Here is an 18,464-nt window from a genome sequence, read left to right as displayed (position 1 = left end):
GCCCCCGCCCGGCGCGGCGCCGTCGTTCCACAGCATGTGGAAGGACCTGCACCCCCTGGGCAGGCACAGCGGCGGCGGCTACCGCCGCTACGCGTGGACGCCGGCCGACGCCGAGTGCCGCGCGTGGTTCGCGGAACAGGCGCGGGCCCGGGGCCTGGCCGTAGAGGTGGACCGCAACGGCAACCAGTGGGCCTGGCACGGTGACCCCGCCGCCGGAAACGCCCTGGTGACGGGCTCCCACCTGGACTCCGTCCCGGACGGCGGCGCCTACGACGGCCCCCTCGGCGTCCTCTCCGCGTTCGCCGCCTACGACGAACTCCGCGCCAGAGGCACCGGCTTCACCCGCCCGTTCGCCATCGTCAACTTCGCCGACGAGGAGGGGGCCCGCTTCGGCGTCGCGTGCGTGGGATCCCGGCTGGCCTCCGGGACCCTCACCCGCGAGGCGGCCCACGCGCTGCGCGACGCGGACGGGATCGCGCTGCCGCAGGCGATGGAGGCCGCGGGCCACGACCCGGCCGCGCTCGGCGCCGACCCCGAACGGCTCTCCCGTATCGGCGCGTTCGTCGAACTGCACATCGAGCAGGGCCGCGCACTGGCCGGCACACCGCACCCGGTGGGGGTCGCCTCCGCGATCTGGCCGCACGGCCGCTGGCGCTTCGACTTCCACGGCGAGGCCAACCACGCGGGCACCACCCGCCTGGAGGACCGCCACGACCCGATGCTCACCTACGCCAACACGGTGCTCGCGGCTCGCAAGAAGGCCCGGCTGGCCGGTGCGCTGGCCACCTTCGGCAAGGTCGCCGTCGAGCCGAACGGCGTCAACGCGATCCCGTCGCTGGTCAGCGGCTGGCTCGACTCGCGCGCCCCGGACGAGGAGACCCTGGCCGGTGTCGTCGCCGAGATCGAGCGCGCCGCCGCCGAGCGGGGCGGCCGGGACGGGGTGGGGGTGCGGGTCACCCGGGAGTCGGCGACGCCGCTGGTCGAGTTCGACCACGCGCTGCGCGACACGCTGGCCGCCCGCCTGGGCGGAGCGCCCGTGCTGCCCACGGGCGCGGGACACGACGCGGGTATTTTGTCCGCTTCGGTCCCCACGGCCATGCTGTACGTCCGCAACCCCACCGGCATCTCGCACTCACCCGCCGAGTCAGCCGGGGAGGACGACTGCGCGGCGGGTGTCGCCGCGCTCGCCGACGTACTGGAAGGTCTCCTGTGACGACGACGTACTGGTGCGAAACCGCCTGGCTCAACGGGACCGCCGAGCCGGGCGTCGCCCTGGAGACGACCCCCGAGGGGCGGCTCGGCGCGGTCCGCACCGGCCTCGGCACCCCGCCACCCGGCGCCGTCCCGCTGCGCGGCCTCACCCTTCCCGGGCTGGCCAACGCGCACTCGCACGCCTTCCACCGCGCCCTGCGCGGCACCGTCCAGATCGGCTCCGGCACCTTCTGGACCTGGCGCGACACCATGTACCAGACGGCGGCCCAGCTGACCCCCGACAGCTATTTCGCGCTGGCGCGGGCCGTGTACGCGGAGATGGCGCTGGCCGGGATCACCTGCGTGGGCGAGTTCCACTACCTGCACCACGCGCCCGGCGGCGAGCGCTACGCCGACCCCAACGCGATGAGCCACGCGCTGGTGGCCGCCGCCGCCGAGGCGGGCATCCGCATCACGCTCCTGGACACCGCCTACCTGGCCGCCGGGCTCGGCAGGCGCGGCCGGGGCGAGCCCCCCGGCCACAAGCAGCTGCGCTTCTCCGACGGCAGCGCCGGGGCGTGGGCCGACCGGGTCTCCGCGTTCCGGCCCGAGGGATGGCACGTACGAGTCGGCGCCGCCGTCCACTCCGTACGGGCCGTCCCGGCGGCCGAGTTGGGCACCATCGCCGCGTGGTCGGAGGAACGGGGCGCGCCGCTGCACGTCCATCTGTCCGAACAGACGGCCGAGAACGACGCCTGCGCCCACGTACACGGGCTGACGCCGACCGGGCTGCTGGCCGAGCACGGCGTACTCGGGCCACGCACCACCGCCGTACACGCCACCCACCTCACCGACGACGACATCCGCCGCATCGGCACCTCCGGCACCGGGGTGTGCATGTGCCCCACCACCGAACGCGACCTGGCCGACGGTATCGGCCCGGCCCCGGCCCTCGACCACGCGGGCGCCGCACTGTCGCTGGGCAGCGACAGCCACGCCGTCATCGACCTGTTCGAGGAGGCCCGCGCCATGGAACTCGACGAGCGCCTCCGCAGCCGTACGCGCGGCCACTGGACGGCGGACCAGTTGCTGCGGTCGGCGACCGAGCACGGCCACCACGCCCTGGGCTGGCCCGAGGCGGGCCGCCTGGAGACGGGCATGCTGGCCGACTTCACGACCGTCGCGCTCGATTCCGTCCGGACAGCCGGCCCGGTCCGCAGGCTCGCCGGAGAGACGGCGGTCTTCGCGGCGAGCGCGGCGGATGTCCGGCACACGGTGGTGGGCGGCCGTCACGTGGTACGGGACGGCGCGCACCAGTCGATCGACTCGGTACCGGCAGCCCTGACCGACGCCATCGCCGCCCTCCGCAGCCACTGAGGACGCAGCAGCCACCGAGGACGCATCAACCACTAAGGACGCATCCCGCATGTCCGCCACCACCGCGATCACCAACATCGCCTCCCTGGTCACCAACGACCCCGCCCTCGGCGACGGGTCGCCCCTGGGCCTCATCGAGAACGCCACCCTCATCGTCGAGGACGGCGAAGTGGCCTGGGCCGGTCCCGCGCACCGGGCACCGGCCGCCGACACCGCCCACGACGCGGGCGGCAGGGCCGCGCTCCCCGGCTTCGTGGACAGCCACTCCCACCTGCTGTTCGCGGGCGACCGGACCGCCGAGTTCAACGCCCGCATGTCCGGACGCGCCTACACCGCCGGCGGCATCCGCACCACGGTGCGGGCCACCCGCGAGGCGAGTGACGAGGCGCTGGCCGCCACCTTGGCCGCGCACCTGCGCGAGATGCTGGCGCAGGGCACGACGACGGTGGAGACCAAGTCCGGCTACGGCCTGACGGTGGACGACGAGGCCCGCGCCCTGCGCGTCGCCGCCGCGCACACGGAGGAGGTCACCTACCTCGGCGCGCACATCGTCGCTCCCGAGTACGCCGAATCCGACGCATCCGCCCATGACGCAGGCGGCGCGGACGCGTACACCGCGCTGGTGGCGGGCGAGATGCTCGACGCGTGCGCCCCGTACGCCCGCTGGGTGGACGTCTTCTGCGAGGAGGGCGCCTTCGGCGCCGACCAAGCGCGGGCCATCCTCACGGCGGGCAAGGCCAAGGGCCTGATCCCGCGCGTCCACGCCAACCAGCTCTCCTACGGCCCCGGCGTCCAGCTCGCCGTCGAACTCGGCGCCGCCTCGGCCGACCACTGCACCCACCTGACGGACGCCGACGTGGACGCGCTGGCCCAGGGCGAGACGGTCGCCACGCTGCTGCCCGGCTGCGAGTTCTCCACGCGCGCGGTGTACCCGGACGCGCGCCGCCTGCTGGACGCGGGGGCCACGGTCGCCCTGTCCACGGACTGCAACCCGGGCTCGTCCTTCACCTCGTCCGTGCCGTTCTGTATCGCCATCGCCGTACGCGAGATGAACATGACGCCTGGTGAGGCGGTCTGGTCGGCGACGGCGGGCGGCGCCCGCGCCCTGCGCCGCACCGACATCGGCCGCCTGAGCCCGGGGGCCCGCGCCGACCTCACCCTGCTGGACGCCCCCTCGCATGTGCACCTCGCCTACCGCCCCGGCGTCCCGCTGGTGGCGCAGGTCTGGCGCCGGGGTGTGCGCGAGGTGTGAGACGACGGCCCGTCCCGCCGGGAGGCGGCCTGCCCGACCGTGCACAACGAGAGGGAGGCGGGGCGAGGCGGACATCCCGTGCCGGTTCGGAATCCGCGCTCCACCCAGGGGTGGAGAAAAGGGGGAGGCCGGCCCGGTGGGGGAGCCCGCGAAGCTAGTTGTAGACTCACAATAGTTTTAGTCACACAACTACTTGCAGGGGGGACCGCCCATGGCGGACCGGTCAGGAGAGACGGCGCTCACGCCACGCCGCCGGATGCTCGTGCTGGCGATCTGCTGCATGTCGCTGCTGATCGTCAGCCTCGACGTCACCGCACTCAACGTCGCGCTGCCCGACATCCGCGCCGACCTGGACACCTCGGTCTCCGGGCTCCAGTGGGTCATCGACGCCTACACCCTCGTGCTGGCCGCGCTGCTGATGCTGGCCGGATCGACCGCGGACCGGATCGGACGGCGGCGGGTCTTCCGCTGGGGGCTCGCCCTCTTCGTCGCCGGTTCGCTGCTGTGCAGCCTCGCGCCCGGTCTCGACTGGCTGGTGGCGGCGCGCGCCCTCCAGGCCGTGGGCGGGTGCATGCTCAACCCCGTGGCGATGTCGATCATCACCAACACCTTCACCGAACCCCGCGAACGCGCCCGCGCGATAGGCGTATGGGGCGGCGTCGTCGGCCTCAGCATGGCGGCCGGGCCCATCCTCGGCGGCCTGCTCGTGGACCTCAGCGGCTGGCGGGCCATCTTCTGGGTCAACGTCCCCGTCGGCCTGGCGGCGCTGCTGCTCACCACGCTCTACATCCCCGAATCCCGTGCCCCCAGGGCCCGTCGCGTCGATCCCGTCGGCCAGCTGCTGATGATCGTCCTGCTGGGCTCGCTGACCTACGGCATCATCGAGAGCCCGCACGCCGGGCTGACCTCACCGCTGGTCCTGGGCTGCGGGGCGCTCGCGCTGGCGTCCCTCGCGGCGCTGCTCGGCTACGAGTCGCGCCGCACCGAGCCGCTGATCGAACTGCGCTTCTTCCGCAGCGTGCCGTTCGCGGGCGCGACCGTCATCGCGGTGTGCGCCTTCGCCTCGCTGGGCGGCTTCCTGTTCCTGACGGCGCTCTACCTCCAGGACGTACGCGGCATGAGCGCGCTGCACGCCGGACTGTGCATGCTGCCGATGGCCCTCATGACGCTGTTGTGCGGTCCGCTCTCGGGCCGCCTGGTCGGCTCCCGCGGACCCCGGCTGCCGCTGCTCGTCGCGGGGGCGTGCATGACCGCCTCCGGCGTGCTGTTCGCCCGCACCGCCTCGGCGGACCAGTCGCTGTGGGTGCTCTTCGGCGGCTACGTCGTCTTCGGTATCGGCTTCGGGCTGGTCAACGCGCCCATCACCAACACCGCCGTCTCCGGCATGCCCCGCGCACAGGCCGGGGTGGCCGCCGCCGTCGCCTCCACCAGCCGCCAGGTCGGCACCTCTCTCGGCGTCGCCGTCATCGGCGCCGTCATGGCCGCCTCCGTCAACGGCGCCTCCCTCGACGGCGACCCCGGCGCGGGCTTCCAGGGCGCCGAGCGCACCGCCTGGTGGATCATGTCCGGCTGCGGCCTGGCCGTCCTCGCCCTGGGCGCCCTCACCACGGGCCGCTGGGCCCGGACGACGGCAGCCCGCGTGGCCAAGGACCTGGACCAGCCCGAGCCCGTACGCGGGTCCGCGGCCGGGGACGCGAGCACGGCCGCGGTCTCCCCCCGCGCGGACGCGGTGGCCCCGAGCGGTTCGGTCTCCCCGAGTGGCGAGGCGACGCGCGGATGAGCGGGACAGCATCCACGGACGGGATGGCAACCGTGAACCCGGCGGCATCCACGGACGCGCCGACGGGCACTGAGGCGGAGACGGCCGCCGACGCGCCAACGGCCGCCGACGCGCCAACGGCCGCCGACGCGCCAACGGCCGCCGACGCGCCAACGGCCGCCGACGCGGATGCCGCCGTTCGTGCGTGGCGCATGCTGCGGTCGCTCGTGCTGGAGTCGGGCGACACCCGTGCCAGGGTCACCGAGGCGCTGGGCATGAGCTACTTCCGGGCCAAGGCGCTGCGCCACATCGCCCTGGAGGGCCCTCTCACGCTCAGCGCGCTGGCCGCCGCGCTCTACGCGGACGCGCCGTACACGACGGTCAGCGTCGAACACCTCGTCCGGCGCGGCCTGGTCACCCGCAGCCCCAACCCGGCCGACCGCCGCTCCAAGCTGGTCGCGGTCACGGCCGAGGGCGCCGCCGCCGCTGCCGAAATGTCGCGCCTGTCCGACACCCCGCCCCCGGCACTTCGCGCCCTGCCCCCCGAGGACCTGGCAGCCCTGGAGCGCATCCTCCACGGCGCCGACCTGCCGTGACCGCTCCCGGCGCTCCGGTGCATCCTGTCCGGGCTCCAGGGCCGTCACCCGGCGGGCCGGTTACCGGAACGTCGCGCGCGAGGCCGTGCGCGACAGGGCCGTGCCACCCACCTGGCAGGACGGGGGTTTCCGGGCCGGCAGGCCTCCACGTCCACGGCTCCGCACCGCACGCCTTCACCTTCCACCGCTCGTTCGACCCGGAGGGAACTCCGGCCAGGATCAAAGGTGTCGGGCCACAGAGCGACCAGATTCGCCGACAACGGCGCCGAATCGATGCTCATCTGGTCCCTGGCCGAGCCCTAGAAGGTCCCTCGCCTGCTGAGAGGTGAGTTGGCGGACCGGACGCACCCGGGACAGTTCCTGGAGATCGGCGTGTGAGATACGCGAGAGCGTGCGCAGAAAGTGCTGGTGGCGCGCTCGGTGCAGCTCGTCCAGCTTTTTTTCCTCCAGGCCGGTTATGCCCGCATCGTTGGGGACCACGGCGCTGTCCTCGGCGAGTCGCCGCTGACGTGCCCGTATTTCTTTGAACAGATATTTCTTGGCGATCGCCAGGTGAATGGCCGACAGGCGCGCCCCCGCGTTCAGGAAGTAGAAGAGCGAGGCGAACGAGGGGAATGTGCGCACCATTTCTGAGAGTTCGGCGGTGGAAGCGGCTGTCAGTTGCTCCCCGGTAACTCCGGCCTCGGTCATGAGCAGTTCGGGAAGTGAGGGCCGGTCCATTGCGTTTCGCAGCCTGTCCCGTTCCTCCGCGAGCAGGCCGGGAAAAATGCGCCACACGTGCCGGCGGTAGGAATCCGTGCCGAACCCGGACATGAGGTCCCGGCTCACGAATTCGACGTCCTGCGGCCCGCTGGGCGGGACGTCCCCGATTTCCCAGTGGACCGCATACTGCCGGAAGACATCGACAAAGTGATCTACCGTGAGCTTTCCTCTGGCGTCGCCCTGAGGGAAGTCCAGGAACAACCGGTGCACGCCCAGCAGCATGTTCGTTGCGATGAAGAGGCGTTCTTGAGCCTCGCGCGACGAACACTTCTCACTGCCCGCCCAGAGCGGTTCTACTACCAGATTCGCGGCTCGCTCCAACGTTTCAGCGCGCTTGAACAGCTCAAGGATGAGGTGCTCGCCCGGATCATCCGTGTACGTGCGCGCGGGGCCCCCTGGGAACACGCTGGGCAATTCCACCAGTTTTTCACCGTTCCAGAAGGCGGCGGATGCCGGAGTTCCCCAGCGGACGAGGCTTGCGTACGCGTCGCGGTAAGGGTGACCGGTTGCGGAGGAGTCGGCGAGTTGGCGGAAGTAAGACTTCAGAGTGACCGGTCGACCGCCGACTGAAATATTCCTCAAAATTTCCGACGGATCATTATCTCGCAGATAAGGTGACCGCTCCTGAGAATGCCGGACAGCGGAGGATCCCCAGATTCCCAGAAGCACCAGGAGTTGCTTTTTTTGAAGAAGGGAGAAAGTGTCGGCGGAGGGCATGTCGGTGAGCATGGAATTCATGGCAGCTACCATGTCGGGCACATGCGCTTGTCCCGTCGGTATCTGCTGATTGAAGCGCGGCAGTACGCCCAGCGTCCATTCGTCGATCCTGGTCACCAGTGTTGCACGCATAGAAGGGGAAGAGGTCACCGCTGCTCCGCACGTTGAGTGACATGTACGCATTCAATGAGAGGGAACTCTGATTCCGTCCGGACGCTCGCCGTGGCCGGCGTCCCCGCTGATCACCTCTGGCTCCGCTCCTGCGTGAAGCGGGCTGTCCGGCGGCCGGTCCGGAACGCAAAAATGCCTCTGACCAGCAAGAAGGAGGATCATCGCGGTCCTTGTTCCCGCCGCCGTCGGAGGCACTTCCCAGGTGACGCATGCTAGCGGGTCCACCCCCCGGCGTCCGTGTCCAGGACGACGGCCGCCAGGTCGTCTCCCAGCGCACCCCCACCGCGCCGACCCGCCGCGACCGTTCCCGGCCGCCTCGCCAAGCCCCTCACGGAGCCGGGGGATTGACCCTCACCCGACGTCAGGCAGCACCCTGGTCGCCGTGCCCGCCCCCACGGGGGAGCGGCGGGCACACCGGATCGGGCACGCGCCGGATCGCTGGATCGGACCGTACGGGAGAAGGGCGGCATGCGGGGATGTACTCCGTGGGACAGGTCTCCGGCTTCGCCGGGGTGACGGTGCGCACGCTGCACCACTACGACAGGGCGGGGCTGCTCTCGCCCGGGGCCCGCAGCGCGGCCGGGTACCGCCTCTACACCGACGCCGACCTGGCGCGCCTCCAGCAGATCCTCTTCTACCGCGAACTCGGCTTCCCGCTCGATGAGATCGCCGTGCTCGTCAAGGAGCCGGACACCGACGTCCTGGAGCATCTGCGGGCCCGGCACCGGCTGCTGACCGAGCAGTTCGCCAAGCTGGGGCGCCTCATCGAGGTCGCCGAGCGGGCCATGGAGGTGCGCGGCACCGGGGTGGAGCTGACGCCCGAGGAGCGGTTCGAGGTGTTCGGCGAGGTCACCTTCGACCTCAGCTACGCCACCGAGGCCCACCTCAAGTGGGGGCACAGCGAGGGCCATCGGCGCTCCATGGCCAGCGCGGCCCGGCATACGAAGGAGGACTGGGCGCTGATCATGGCCGAGGCCGCGCGCTGGCGGCAGCGGCTGCTGGCCGTCTTCGACGCGGGCGGGTCACCGGAGGGCGAAGCCGCGATGGACGTGGCGGAGGAGCACCGTCAGCACCTGGCCCGCTGGTTCACCCCGTGCCCCTTCGACATGCACGGCAGGATCGCGGACGACTTCGCCACCGACCCGCGCGCCTTCGCCCTGCTGGTGCCGCCCTCCGAACAGCGTCCGGGACTGGCCGGTTACCTGCGTACGGCGGTCCACGCGAACGCCGTACGGCAGGGCCCGGAGGCCGTGGACGGCCAGGGCGGCCAGGGCGGCCAGGGCGGTCAGGGCGGGCAGGACGGTCAGCGCCCGGCGGACGCGGCAGAACCGGAGGGCGCGGCGGACATTCCGGGCGCGGCCGGGGCCCAGGGGGCGGGGGCGGCGTGAAGGTCCTCATCGCCGCCGCCGGTTCCCACGGCGACATCGCCCCCTACACCGGTCTCGGCGTCCGCCTGCGGGAGGCCGGACACGAGGTCGCCCTCACCACGCACGGCTCCGACGCCTCTCTCGTCTCTCTCATCCGGAGCGCCGGGCTTCAGCCGCGCCCGCTGAGCGCCGATCCGCGCGGCCACGGCGCGGCGAGCCTGCGTACCGCAGCCGCGTTCCTCAAGGACCTCGCCCCCGGCCTGGTCCGGGCAACCGAAGACGATCCGCCCGACCTGCTCCTGCTCTCCACCACGACGGCCCCGCTCGGCGTGCACCTCGCCGAGGCACTGGACATCCCCGCGCTCGGCGTCCCACTCCAACCCACCGAGCCCACCGGCGACTTCGCGCCACCCGGGGGCGGCGCGCGCTCCCTGGGGCGGCGCGGCAACCTGTGGGCCGGCCGCCTCTCGCGGCGCGTGGTCGGCCGGCTCTACCGCGAGCCCGTCCGCGCCCTCCGCACCGAGTTGGGGCTGCCCCCGCTCACCGCGCGGGCCGTGCGGCGCCGGGGACGGACGCGGGGCGGCGGCGTCGCGCACGGTTTCAGCCCCGCGCTGCTGGCCCGTCCCGCCGACTGGCGCCCGGGGGCAACCGTCGTCGGCAACTGGTGGCCGTACGTCCCCGCGGATACGCGCCTGCCCGCCGAGCTGGCCGACTTCCTCGCCTCGGGACCGGCCCCGGTCCTCGTCGGCTTCGGCAGCATGCCCGCGGGCCGCGCACGCGGGGGAGAGCCGCTGGGCTCCGTCGTCGTACGCGCGCTGCGCCGCGCCGGGGTACGGGGAATTCTCCAGGCGGGCGCGGCCGGGCTCTCGCCCGGGGAGCATCTGGCGGACGGTGACATGCTGGCCATCGGCCCCGTACCGCACGAGCTGCTGTTCCCCCATGTCGCCGCCGTGGTGCACCACGGCGGCGCGGGCACCACGGCCGCCGCGCTGCGCGCCGGTGTGCCCGGGGTGCCCGTGCCCGTGACGGCCGACCAGCCGTTCTGGGCCGGGCGGCTGGCGGCGGCAGGCGCGGGCACGCCGCCGGTGCCGTTCGCCTCGCTGTCCTGGCCGGATGCCGTGGACCGGCTCGCGGCGCCGGTCGAGCGCGCCGTCCGGGACCAGGGGCTGCGCGCGGCGGCCGGACGGATCGCCGGCCGGATGGCGGAGGAGGACGGCGCGGCCGAGGTGCTGCGGCAGGCCGAGTCCCTGGCCGCCGCCCGGCGTCCCCCGATCACCTGAACACCGGCCACCAGGACACCACCGACCACCTGAAGAGCACCAAGCACCTGAAGAGCACCAGCCCCCCGAACACTGGCCGTCTCCGGACCGCCCACCTGAACACCGGCCAGGTGAAGCCGCGTCACCCGAGTCCGCACGCACCGAGGGCCCGGCCGGACTGCCTTGCGGCGTCCGGCCGGGCCCTCGGCACACGCATCCGCGCCGCCGGCGGCTTCGGCGGCAGCACGGGATCGCGTCACTCTTCGACCATCAGCCCCTTGCGGAGCTTGCTCAGCGTGCGGGACAGGAGGCGGGAGACGTGCATCTGGGAGATGCCCAGTTCCTCGCCGATCTCGGACTGCGTCATGTTCGCCACGAAGCGCAGCGAGAGAATTCTTCGGTCGCGCGCGGGGAGTTCCGCGATCAGAGGCTTCAGGGACTCGACGTACTCGATGCCCTCAAGTCCGTGGTCCTCGTAGCCGATGCGGTCGGCCAGCGCACCCTCGGTGTCGTCCTCCTCGGGCTGCGCGTCCAGCGAGCTGGCGGTGTAGGCGTTGCTCGCCGCCATCCCCTCGACGACTTCCTCCGTGGAGAGGTTCAGCCGCTTGGCCAGCTCCTCGACGGTGGGGGCGCGATCCAGGCGCTGGGCGAGTTCGTCGCCGGCCTTGGCCAGATCCAGGCGCAGTTCCTGGAGGCGGCGGGGTACTCGCACCGACCAGGAGGTGTCACGGAAGAAGCGCTTGATCTCGCCGACGATCGTCGGCATGGCGAACGTGGGGAACTCGACGCCGCGGCTCAGCTCGAAGCGGTCGATCGCCTTGATCAGCCCGATGGTGCCGACCTGGACGATGTCCTCCATCGGCTCGCTGCGGGAGCGGAAGCGGGAGGCCGCGAACTTCACCAGCGCGAGGTTGAGTTCGACAAGGGTGTTGCGTACGTAGGCGAATTCGTGCGTGCCCTCTTCGAGGGTCTCCAGCCGCGCGAAGAGCGTCTTGGAAAGGGCCCGCGCGTCCAGCGGCCCCACCTCGTCGTACGGTGGGATCTCGGGGAGCTGGAGCTGGTCGATGAGGGCGGCTTCCGCCTCTTCGGCGACCATGCTCTCGGCGTTCTCGGCGTTCTCGGCGTCCCCGGCGTCCTGAGTGCTCAGGGAGTCCTGGGCAGCGGACTGGGCAAGGGAATCGTGGGTGGCGGGTCGGTCCGGCAGCCGGTCCGGGCGATGCTGCTCCGGAACGGCGGGAGCCTGCCGGGCGAGCGCGTCGGCGCTGTCCGGTATCCCGTTGTCGAGCCGGGGTGACATGCTGTCCTCCATTGTTTCTCGGCATATGGCTGCCGAAGCCGTGACGTGCACTGCGAGGTGCGGCGCCTCCAAAGCCGACGTGGTTTCGTATCTCTACTAGACCTACCTGCTTATCTACACCCATAGCAAGTTCCTTATGTCCGTATTTGCCCCAAAACGTTGGGTGTTCGGCTACCGGTAGTGGCGCGGAGGGCGTAGGGTTCGAACCCCTCGATGGGGGAAGCAGTGAGGACCCTTACGCGATCAGAAGGGGTGTACATGGACCGCGGGATGCCCGGCAGTACAAGCCGGGGCCGGCTGACGGTCGACGTACGGCACGTGGGCAACAGTGCCGTGGTGACTCCCGAGGGTGAGTTGGATCACCACACCGCTGATCTGCTGCGCGAGCCGTTGGAGCAGAGCGTCGAGGACGGCTACAGCCGCCTGGTCGTGGACTGCTCACGGCTCCAGTTCTGCGACTCGACGGGACTGAACGTCCTGCTCGGCGCCCGCCTCAAGGCGGAGGCCGAAGGGGGCGGCGTCCATCTGGCGGGCATGCTGCCCGTCGTGGCGCGGGTCTTCGAGATCACGGGCGCCAACGCCGTATTCACCGTCCACGACGACCTTGAAGCGGCCCTCCGCCATCCGTCCGGGACGTAACACCGGCCAGCGCGTCACCAGTGAGTTACGCGCGTCACACCGGTCCGTCCGAATCCGTGGGTGTTCTCACGGTGCGGCCGGGCAGGAGACCTTTCGAATCTGTCAGGCATTCGTGTACAGCGCGTACGGTCCGTGCGGATCGTCGTGGGACGGCGAACAGGTACAACCGGTGATCGGTGAGGTGAACCACTGATGAGCACCACCCGGCCGCACCCGGCGGGCGACTGCGGGCCGGAGCCCGAGGGCACCGTGTCGAGCGCAGCCGCCGGGGGCGGGGGCGGTGACACGGAGGTGCGGGCCGGTCCGGATACTGGGGGCGGGCCGAGGGCAGGAGCAGACGACTCCGCTTCAGCATCCGGACCCGAGAGGGGAAGTGGCGCCATGGAGACCGCTGCGGAGAGTGCCGCTTCCGCGACCGCACAGCAGGCGGGCCGGGCTATGCGCCAGGTCCGCAGGCTGCGACTCGTCGGCGCCAGTGGCGCCGTACCGCGCGCCCGCGACTTCACCCGGCAGGCGCTCCAGGACTGGGGCTGGCTGCCCGCCGCCACGGCCGACCAGCGAGCAGCCGCCGAGGATGTCCTCCTCGTCGTCTCGGAACTGGTCACCAACGCCTGCCTGCACGCCACCGGGCCCGAGGAACTGCGGGTCGGCGCCAGCTCGAAGGTGCTGCGCCTGGAGATCGTGGACCGCGGCAGCGGCTCGCCCGCGCCCCGTACCCCGCACCGCGCGGGGCGGCCCGGCGGCCACGGGATGTTCATAGTCCAACGGCTGTGCCTCGACTGGGGCGTGGTGCGCAACGCGGAGGGCCCCGGCAAGACGGTCTGGGCCGAACTCGCGGCCCCCAGCTGAGGGCATCCGGCTGACGGTGGCTGACTTACGGCTCCCGGCCGACGTACGCGCGGGCCTCGCCGCGCGGTGCGTCACACACGCCTACGACGGTCAACGGGCATCAACGGGCAGGGCCCGGCGGAGCGGATTCCGCCGGGCCCTGCCCGTTCGGCATGCGGTTTGTCATCCCCCGCCTCACCCGTGCGTCGCCCCCGCCTCGCTCCGGTCACCGCCGCGTTTCTCATCTCGTGGGAACGGGGCGGCACTTGGGGTGCGGGATCCCTTCCATCGGTAAGACGGCGGGCGTACTGTCAGCGGCCAATCTGATGTGTCGTCAGTAACTTGCGAAGAAGGATGAAGGGGGAAACCCGGTGTCCCACAGCAAGAAGCGCCACACCCGCAACGCCGCAGCCACGGCGGTCGCGGCCCTCGTCGCCGGATCGGCGGTGCTGCTGTCGGCTCCGGCCGCGAGCGCTGAGACGGTCGATGTCGACTACCAGTGCAAGACGCCCATCGGCGACAAGAGCGCCGTCTCACCGATCGACATCAAGGGCACCAAGAGCGGCAGCGCCTACAAGCTGTCGATGTCCTTCGAGAAGGGCGTCTCCTCCAGCCCCGTCGAACTGGGCAAGGGCGCCATGAAGCCCAGCGCGCTGATCAAGCTCGGCGGCGCCGAGACCGGCAACGTCCCCGTGAGCGGACCGGCCAACAGCGAGGCCATCCCCGCCAACACCCCCATCAAGATCTCGACCCTCTCGGGCACGTACACCCCGAAGAAGAGCGGCAAGGTCACCCTCACCGCCAGCACCCTCACCATCAAGGCCCTGGGCACCACCACCACCTGCAACCCCAAGAACAACCCCAAGCCCTCCCTCACCCTCGACGTGGAGGCGGCGGGCGGCAGCGGCGGTTCGTCCGGCGGCTCCACCGGCGGTGACACCGGAGGCGGCGCGGCCACCGGCGGCGCGGCGGCGAGCGGCGGCAGCCAGTCCTCGCCCAGCGGCGGCGAACTGCCCAAGACCGGCCCCGCGGACTCCGCGGTCGCGCTCGGCACGCTCGGCGGCACGGTGCTCCTCGCCGGAGTGGGCGGCACACTGTGGGTGACGCGGCGCAGGGCCGCGGTGCGGCACTAGGCCGTGGGGGGCCGTACAGCGCACGGCCGGAGCCTGGGTCCTGCGGCGGACCGGCGGACTGTACGTCCGGGGTCGGACGGCCGGGGCGCGGGCCGGGGGCCGGATAGCCGGGGCGCGGGTCCGGGGTCGGACGGCCGGGCCGCTCCCGGCACAGATCCCTCGGCTGTCGCCCGCGACCCGCGCGCACACCATGCGCCTTCCGCACCGCTCTCCGCGCAGTCCTTCGCACCGCCCTTCGCACCGCCCTTCGCGTCCACCTCCGCCTCCGGCACGCCCGCGCTCCGGGAGGCGGAGGGTGCGCCGTCGGCCGGAACGGCGGGGAGCACCGGGGCGCCCTCCCCCACGCGGTCCGGGCGGTCCGGGCGGCCTGTGCGGTCCGTATGGCCCGGGTGGCCCGTACGGTCGTCGTCGGCCGTGCTCGCCAGGGGGATCGCCGTCGTGGTGGCGGTGTGCGCGCTGGCCGCGGGACCGGCGAGCGCGGCCGAACCCGGCCGGGACGGCGACCGGGGCGGGGCTCAGGGCAACAGCGCGGTGCAGAGCGAGGGCACGGGCGAGGACGAGGCCACGAGCGACGGCGACGGCAAGAGCGGCGTGGGCCACAGCGAGGGCGGCGCGGCGTCGGGGGGGTGGACGGCCGTGCCGCTGCCGCCGGAGGGGGCGCCCGGTCGCGACGCGCGGACGTACTTCTACCTGGAGGGCGCACCCGGCACCGTCCTCAAGGACACCCTCGCGCTCACCAACGACAGCGGGCGGACCCGCACCTTCCGGCTGCGGGGCGCTGACGCGTACAACGAGCGCGGCGGCGGTTTCGCCGTGCGCGGCGAGGGGCGGAGCGAGGGGCCGGGCACCTGGCTGGCCCCGGCCCGGGACACCGTCGAGGTGCCCGCGCACACGCGCGCCGAAGTGCCCTTCACGGTGACCCTCCCGCAGGGCACCGTGCCCGGCGACCATCCGGCGGCCGTGGTCGTCGGCGACGGCGAGCGGAAGGTGGGGGTCCGGATTCATCTGCGGGTGAGCGGCCCCACGCTGGCGGCGCTCAGCGTCGAGAACGTCTCCGTCCACGCGCGCGACGGGGGCGGCGCGAGCGTGACGTACACGCTGGTCAACCGGGGCAACACCGCGTTGCGACCGCGGCTCACCGTCCGCGCCGGCGGGCTCTTCGGGCCCCTGTCGGGCCCCGGGCCCCGCACACTGCCCGTCGAACTGCTGCCCGGACAGCGCGTCACCCGCCACGAGAGCTGGCCGCAGGCGCCCACCGCGGACCGCGCGCAGGTGCGGCTGGCCGTCACCGCCGCGGGCGGCGCGCGGGGTACGGCCACGGCCTCGTACACGGCCGTGCCCTGGGGCTGGGTGGCCGCACTCGGCGCGCTCCTGGTCCTCGCCGGGGGCGGCACGGGCTGGTACGTGCTCAGCGGACGGCGCGCGTCCGGCGGCCGGGCGCGGGACACCGACGGCGACGGCAACGACGACGGGGACGGGGACGGGAACGGGGACGGGGACGGGGACGACGAGGAGGAGAGCGGCGGGGGCGGCACCGGGGACGGCCAGGACGGCGGCGGGCAGCGCGAGTTGACGGGAGCCTCGAAGTGAGCACCAGCATCCGGAGGAGGGCGCGCGCGGCACTGCGCAGCGCGGGCGGCGCGCTGGGCACGGCGCTGCTGGTGACGGCGCTGGCCGCACCCTCGTCGAGCGCGGCGTCGGCCTCGGCGGCCGGTACGGCCCCGGCACCGCGCGTGGTCCCGGCGTCCGGTACGGCCCCGGCGCCCGGCGTCGCGAAGGACGGCGGCCCGAAGATCACCGTCTCGAAGAAGGAGGCGGGCACCGGCGGCAGCGTCACCGTACGCGGCACGGGCTGGCGCCCCCGCACTCTGCTCACCCTGCTGCTCTGCGGCCAGAACGCCATCGGCGGCACCAACTCCTGCGCCAACGCGGAAGGGCGGGCCGTCACCACGGGCGCGGACGGCGGCTTCCGCAAGCGGATCCCCGTCGCCGAGCCGCCCGAGGCGTGCCCCTGCGTCGTACGGGCCACCACGGTGACGGGCGCGTACGCGGCGGCCGACGCGGGCTTCAAGGTCGCCGGGCACCCCGTCAAGCCGCTGCCCGAGGAACGTACCGGCGGGCGGCTGACCGTGCTGGCCGCCCGGCTGCGCGGCGACAGCGGGCTCCTCAACTGGTTCGGCGCCCCCGAGCAGCGCGAACTCGTCCTGACAGTCGGCAACTTGGGCGCCGAGCGCGCCAAGGACCCGGTCTTCGAGGTCGGGACCGCGCACGGCGTCCTGGCCCCCGACTGGGAGCACCGGCAATGGCGCGGCACCGTGGACCCGGGCAAGAAGGCGCGGGTCACCTTCCCGGTGGAGCTGTCGTCGGGGTCGCACGGGGACTACACGGTGGCCGCCAAGTACGGCCAGAAGGTGCTGACGGAACAGCCCTGGGACGTGGGCCGCCCCTGGGGGGTCACCCTCTTCTGGCTGCTGCTGTGCGTGATCGTGCCGCTGGCACTCTTCCGGCTCGGCATGGCGGTCGTGGACCGCGTCCGCCCCCGCGTCGCGGGTGGCCCCGGCACGATCGTCGCGGAACGCCCCCGCCCCCGCCTCCGCCTCCGCATCCGCTGGAAGCCCCGCCTGCCGTCCTCCTGGCGGCCGTCCTCCCGGGCCCCGTCCTCCGGGGTGCCGTCCGCCCGCCCACCGACCTCCCAAGGCCCGGCCCCGGAGGACGACCCGGCCCCGGAGGAGGGGCAAGCTCCCGCGAAGAAGCTCCCCTGGTTCACGCCCGACACGATCCCGCCGCCCGATCGCTGAACCTGTCGGTGGCGGGGTGCGTGGTAGCGGGACGTGGGGGAAGCAGGTGATCGCGGGGCACTGAAGTGGGCCCGCGCCCTCAGATGTTCGAAAAGCAGGGAGTGGTCACCGTGGGTGTTCGGATGTACGAAGAGGGAGACGCCACACCGCGGCGGCAAAGGGCGGTGACCCCGGATCCGCCGGACCGGCGGAGAGCCGCCCCGGAGCCGCAACCACGGCAGCCGACCGTCGCGGAGCGGCAGGACCAGGAACTCGTGGCATTGATCGAGCAGTGGGTGGCGGAGGAATTCACGACTCCGGCACCTGACCGTCCGATTCTCCGTACCCTCGCCGAGATCGCGGCGCGTCGGCTTAGCGAACGAGGAGAAGAGCAGACCAACGAAGCGCTGGGACGCGAGACCGAGTTCTTGCTCCAGCACCGGGACCGGGCCCAGCGTTCGGCAAGGCAGCAGGCCGCGGCCATGGGGGTGGGGAACGGACCGGCGCGGGCGCACGGGGCCGTCGCACAACCCGGACCGGGGCTAGACGGTCCGCTCTCGGGCAACCCGGTACCGGACGCGGCCACCATGCGGCCCGCCGCCTACCCGCCACGGCAGGGGGAGCCCGGACCGGCGAACGAGACCGCCACCGGCCCCGCGAACGGCGCCCCGGCCACGAACGGGCACGGCGCCCGGCCCTCTCCGCCGGGCCCCGGCCGAGGCGGAAGCCGAAGCCGCACCAGGTGACCGCCCCTGGGCACGAGGACGGGCACTCCTTACAAGCGACGGACAGCGACAATCGGCCCTCGTGCCGGCATACGTCGCACACACAAGAAACCGGCCCGTGAGCAGCAGCTAGTCGCGGGTCGAGCCCTTGGGCCACACCACGTCAACAGGTACGCCGGTACGCCGCGCGTAGGTGACGACGTCGGCCGTCCCGCCGTAGCCGCGCGCCGGTTGCCCGTCCCACACCGCGACGAGCCGGTCGACCAGGCCGACGAGGATCTCGCTGCCGGCCATGTGGGCCTGCGACGTCGATGCGCGCATGCCGGTGTGGTGCACCTCGGACGCTCGCGCGAGCAGCTCGTCGTACGTGGCGCGGTGGGACTCGGGCAGCCCTTCGCGGTACTGCTCGGCAGGCACGACGACCTCGATCCGGCCGCCACTGTCGAGCACTGCCTCGGCGAACCAGGTGTCGGGCCCGTCCGCGAGGCAACGCACTCCGAGCAGTTCGGCGGGGTCGTACTTCCGCAGTCCCGCGTGGAGGGCGTCGCGAACCATCCGCTCGACCTGGGCGGACAGTCCACGGTGCCCGGTAATCCCCAAACGCACAGTCCACC

General features: G+C 72.8%; 16 protein-coding genes. 13 read left to right on the top strand and 3 right to left on the bottom strand.

Going from position 1 to position 18,464, the window contains the following annotated elements:
* Positions 1 to 34: 34 nt before the first annotated feature.
* The 5 genes from ABD339_RS17755 to ABD339_RS17735 all read left to right on the top strand — a co-directional run bounded on the left by ABD339_RS17755 (position 35) and on the right by ABD339_RS17735 (position 6,175).
* A complete protein-coding gene (locus ABD339_RS17755; protein ID WP_425576023.1) occupies positions 35 to 1,213 on the top strand; it encodes an allantoate amidohydrolase in 1,179 nt (392 codons plus the stop codon).
* Entirely contained in the window at positions 1,210 to 2,568 is a 1,359-nt protein-coding gene (locus ABD339_RS17750) for a formimidoylglutamate deiminase (protein ID WP_344567162.1), read from the top strand. The genes ABD339_RS17755 and ABD339_RS17750 overlap by 4 nt, the downstream gene beginning before the upstream one ends.
* Before the next feature lie 49 nt (positions 2,569 to 2,617).
* Positions 2,618 to 3,820: an imidazolonepropionase gene (gene hutI / locus ABD339_RS17745; protein ID WP_344567160.1), complete on the top strand. Its 1,203-nt coding sequence runs from the start codon at positions 2,618 to 2,620 to the stop codon at positions 3,818 to 3,820.
* Between the two features lie 211 nt (positions 3,821 to 4,031).
* The gene (locus tag ABD339_RS17740; protein ID WP_344567158.1) at positions 4,032 to 5,600 is read left to right on the top strand and encodes an MFS transporter; all 1,569 of its coding nucleotides are present in this window, start codon (positions 4,032 to 4,034) and stop codon (positions 5,598 to 5,600) included.
* Positions 5,597 to 6,175, top strand: a complete 579-nt coding sequence (locus tag ABD339_RS17735) for a MarR family transcriptional regulator (RefSeq protein WP_344567156.1) — start codon at positions 5,597 to 5,599, stop codon at positions 6,173 to 6,175. The genes ABD339_RS17740 and ABD339_RS17735 overlap by 4 nt, the downstream gene beginning before the upstream one ends.
* Positions 6,176 to 6,394: 219 nt before the next feature.
* On the opposite strand, the gene ABD339_RS17730 is transcribed toward ABD339_RS17735, so the two are convergent.
* Entirely contained in the window at positions 6,395 to 7,771 is a 1,377-nt protein-coding gene (locus ABD339_RS17730) for a hypothetical protein (protein ID WP_344567154.1), read from the bottom strand.
* A 530-nt stretch (positions 7,772 to 8,301) separates the two neighbouring features.
* On the opposite strand from ABD339_RS17730, the gene ABD339_RS17725 reads away from it, so the two are divergent.
* Positions 8,302 to 9,213 (top strand): MerR family transcriptional regulator, encoded by a 912-nt coding sequence (locus tag ABD339_RS17725; RefSeq protein WP_344567152.1) that lies wholly within the window; start codon positions 8,302 to 8,304, stop codon positions 9,211 to 9,213.
* Positions 9,210 to 10,472, top strand: a complete 1,263-nt coding sequence (locus ABD339_RS17720; RefSeq protein WP_344567150.1) for a nucleotide disphospho-sugar-binding domain-containing protein — start codon at positions 9,210 to 9,212, stop codon at positions 10,470 to 10,472. The genes ABD339_RS17725 and ABD339_RS17720 overlap by 4 nt, the downstream gene beginning before the upstream one ends.
* 235 nt (positions 10,473 to 10,707) lie before the next feature.
* On the opposite strand, the gene ABD339_RS17715 is transcribed toward ABD339_RS17720, so the two are convergent.
* Entirely contained in the window at positions 10,708 to 11,748 is a 1,041-nt protein-coding gene (locus tag ABD339_RS17715) for an RNA polymerase sigma factor SigF (RefSeq protein WP_425576021.1), read from the bottom strand.
* 258 nt (positions 11,749 to 12,006) lie between these two features.
* On the opposite strand from ABD339_RS17715, the gene ABD339_RS17710 reads away from it, so the two are divergent.
* The 6 genes from ABD339_RS17710 to ABD339_RS17685 all read left to right on the top strand — a co-directional run bounded on the left by ABD339_RS17710 (position 12,007) and on the right by ABD339_RS17685 (position 17,871).
* Complete coding sequence (locus tag ABD339_RS17710) at positions 12,007 to 12,387, top strand: STAS domain-containing protein (protein WP_344567148.1); 381 nt, start codon at positions 12,007 to 12,009, stop codon at positions 12,385 to 12,387.
* 192 nt (positions 12,388 to 12,579) lie between these two features.
* Complete coding sequence (locus ABD339_RS17705) at positions 12,580 to 13,236, top strand: ATP-binding protein (protein ID WP_425576020.1); 657 nt, start codon at positions 12,580 to 12,582, stop codon at positions 13,234 to 13,236.
* A gap of 350 nt (positions 13,237 to 13,586) precedes the next feature.
* Entirely contained in the window at positions 13,587 to 14,348 is a 762-nt protein-coding gene (locus tag ABD339_RS17700) for an LPXTG cell wall anchor domain-containing protein (RefSeq protein ID WP_344567144.1), read from the top strand.
* A gap of 414 nt (positions 14,349 to 14,762) precedes the next feature.
* Entirely contained in the window at positions 14,763 to 15,938 is a 1,176-nt protein-coding gene (locus ABD339_RS17695; RefSeq protein WP_344567142.1) for a COG1470 family protein, read from the top strand.
* A complete protein-coding gene (locus tag ABD339_RS17690; RefSeq protein WP_344567141.1) occupies positions 15,935 to 17,146 on the top strand; it encodes a hypothetical protein in 1,212 nt (403 codons plus the stop codon). The genes ABD339_RS17695 and ABD339_RS17690 overlap by 4 nt, the downstream gene beginning before the upstream one ends.
* Before the next feature lie 254 nt (positions 17,147 to 17,400).
* Entirely contained in the window at positions 17,401 to 17,871 is a 471-nt protein-coding gene (locus ABD339_RS17685; protein WP_344567140.1) for a hypothetical protein, read from the top strand.
* A gap of 108 nt (positions 17,872 to 17,979) precedes the next feature.
* On the opposite strand, the gene ABD339_RS17680 is transcribed toward ABD339_RS17685, so the two are convergent.
* On the bottom strand, positions 17,980 to 18,456 hold the full coding sequence (locus tag ABD339_RS17680) for a hypothetical protein (protein ID WP_344567139.1): 477 nt from the start codon (positions 18,454 to 18,456) through the stop codon (positions 17,980 to 17,982).
* Between the last annotated feature and the right edge of the window lie 8 nt (positions 18,457 to 18,464).

Source organism: Streptomyces axinellae, assembly GCF_039532135.1.
Classification (GTDB): Bacteria; Actinomycetota; Actinomycetes; order Streptomycetales; family Streptomycetaceae; genus Streptomyces; species Streptomyces axinellae.
This window is presented reverse-complemented; position numbering and strand designations above follow the sequence as displayed.

Bases quoted from the DNA above. Each gene is read 5' to 3' on its own strand.
- ABD339_RS17710 (WP_344567148.1), top strand. From the start codon at position 12,007: ATGGACCGCGGGATGCCCGGCAGTACAAGCCGGGGCCGGCTGACGGTC.
- ABD339_RS17735 (WP_344567156.1), top strand. From the start codon at position 5,597: ATGAGCGGGACAGCATCCACGGACGGGATGGCAACCGTGAACCCGGCG.
- ABD339_RS17755 (WP_425576023.1), top strand. From the start codon at position 35: ATGTGGAAGGACCTGCACCCCCTGGGCAGGCACAGCGGCGGCGGCTAC.
- hutI (WP_344567160.1), top strand. From the start codon at position 2,618: ATGTCCGCCACCACCGCGATCACCAACATCGCCTCCCTGGTCACCAAC.
- ABD339_RS17725 (WP_344567152.1), top strand. From the start codon at position 8,302: ATGTACTCCGTGGGACAGGTCTCCGGCTTCGCCGGGGTGACGGTGCGC.
- ABD339_RS17705 (WP_425576020.1), top strand. From the start codon at position 12,580: ATGAGCACCACCCGGCCGCACCCGGCGGGCGACTGCGGGCCGGAGCCC.
- ABD339_RS17715 (WP_425576021.1), bottom strand. From the start codon at position 11,748: ATGTCACCCCGGCTCGACAACGGGATACCGGACAGCGCCGACGCGCTC.
- ABD339_RS17740 (WP_344567158.1), top strand. From the start codon at position 4,032: ATGGCGGACCGGTCAGGAGAGACGGCGCTCACGCCACGCCGCCGGATG.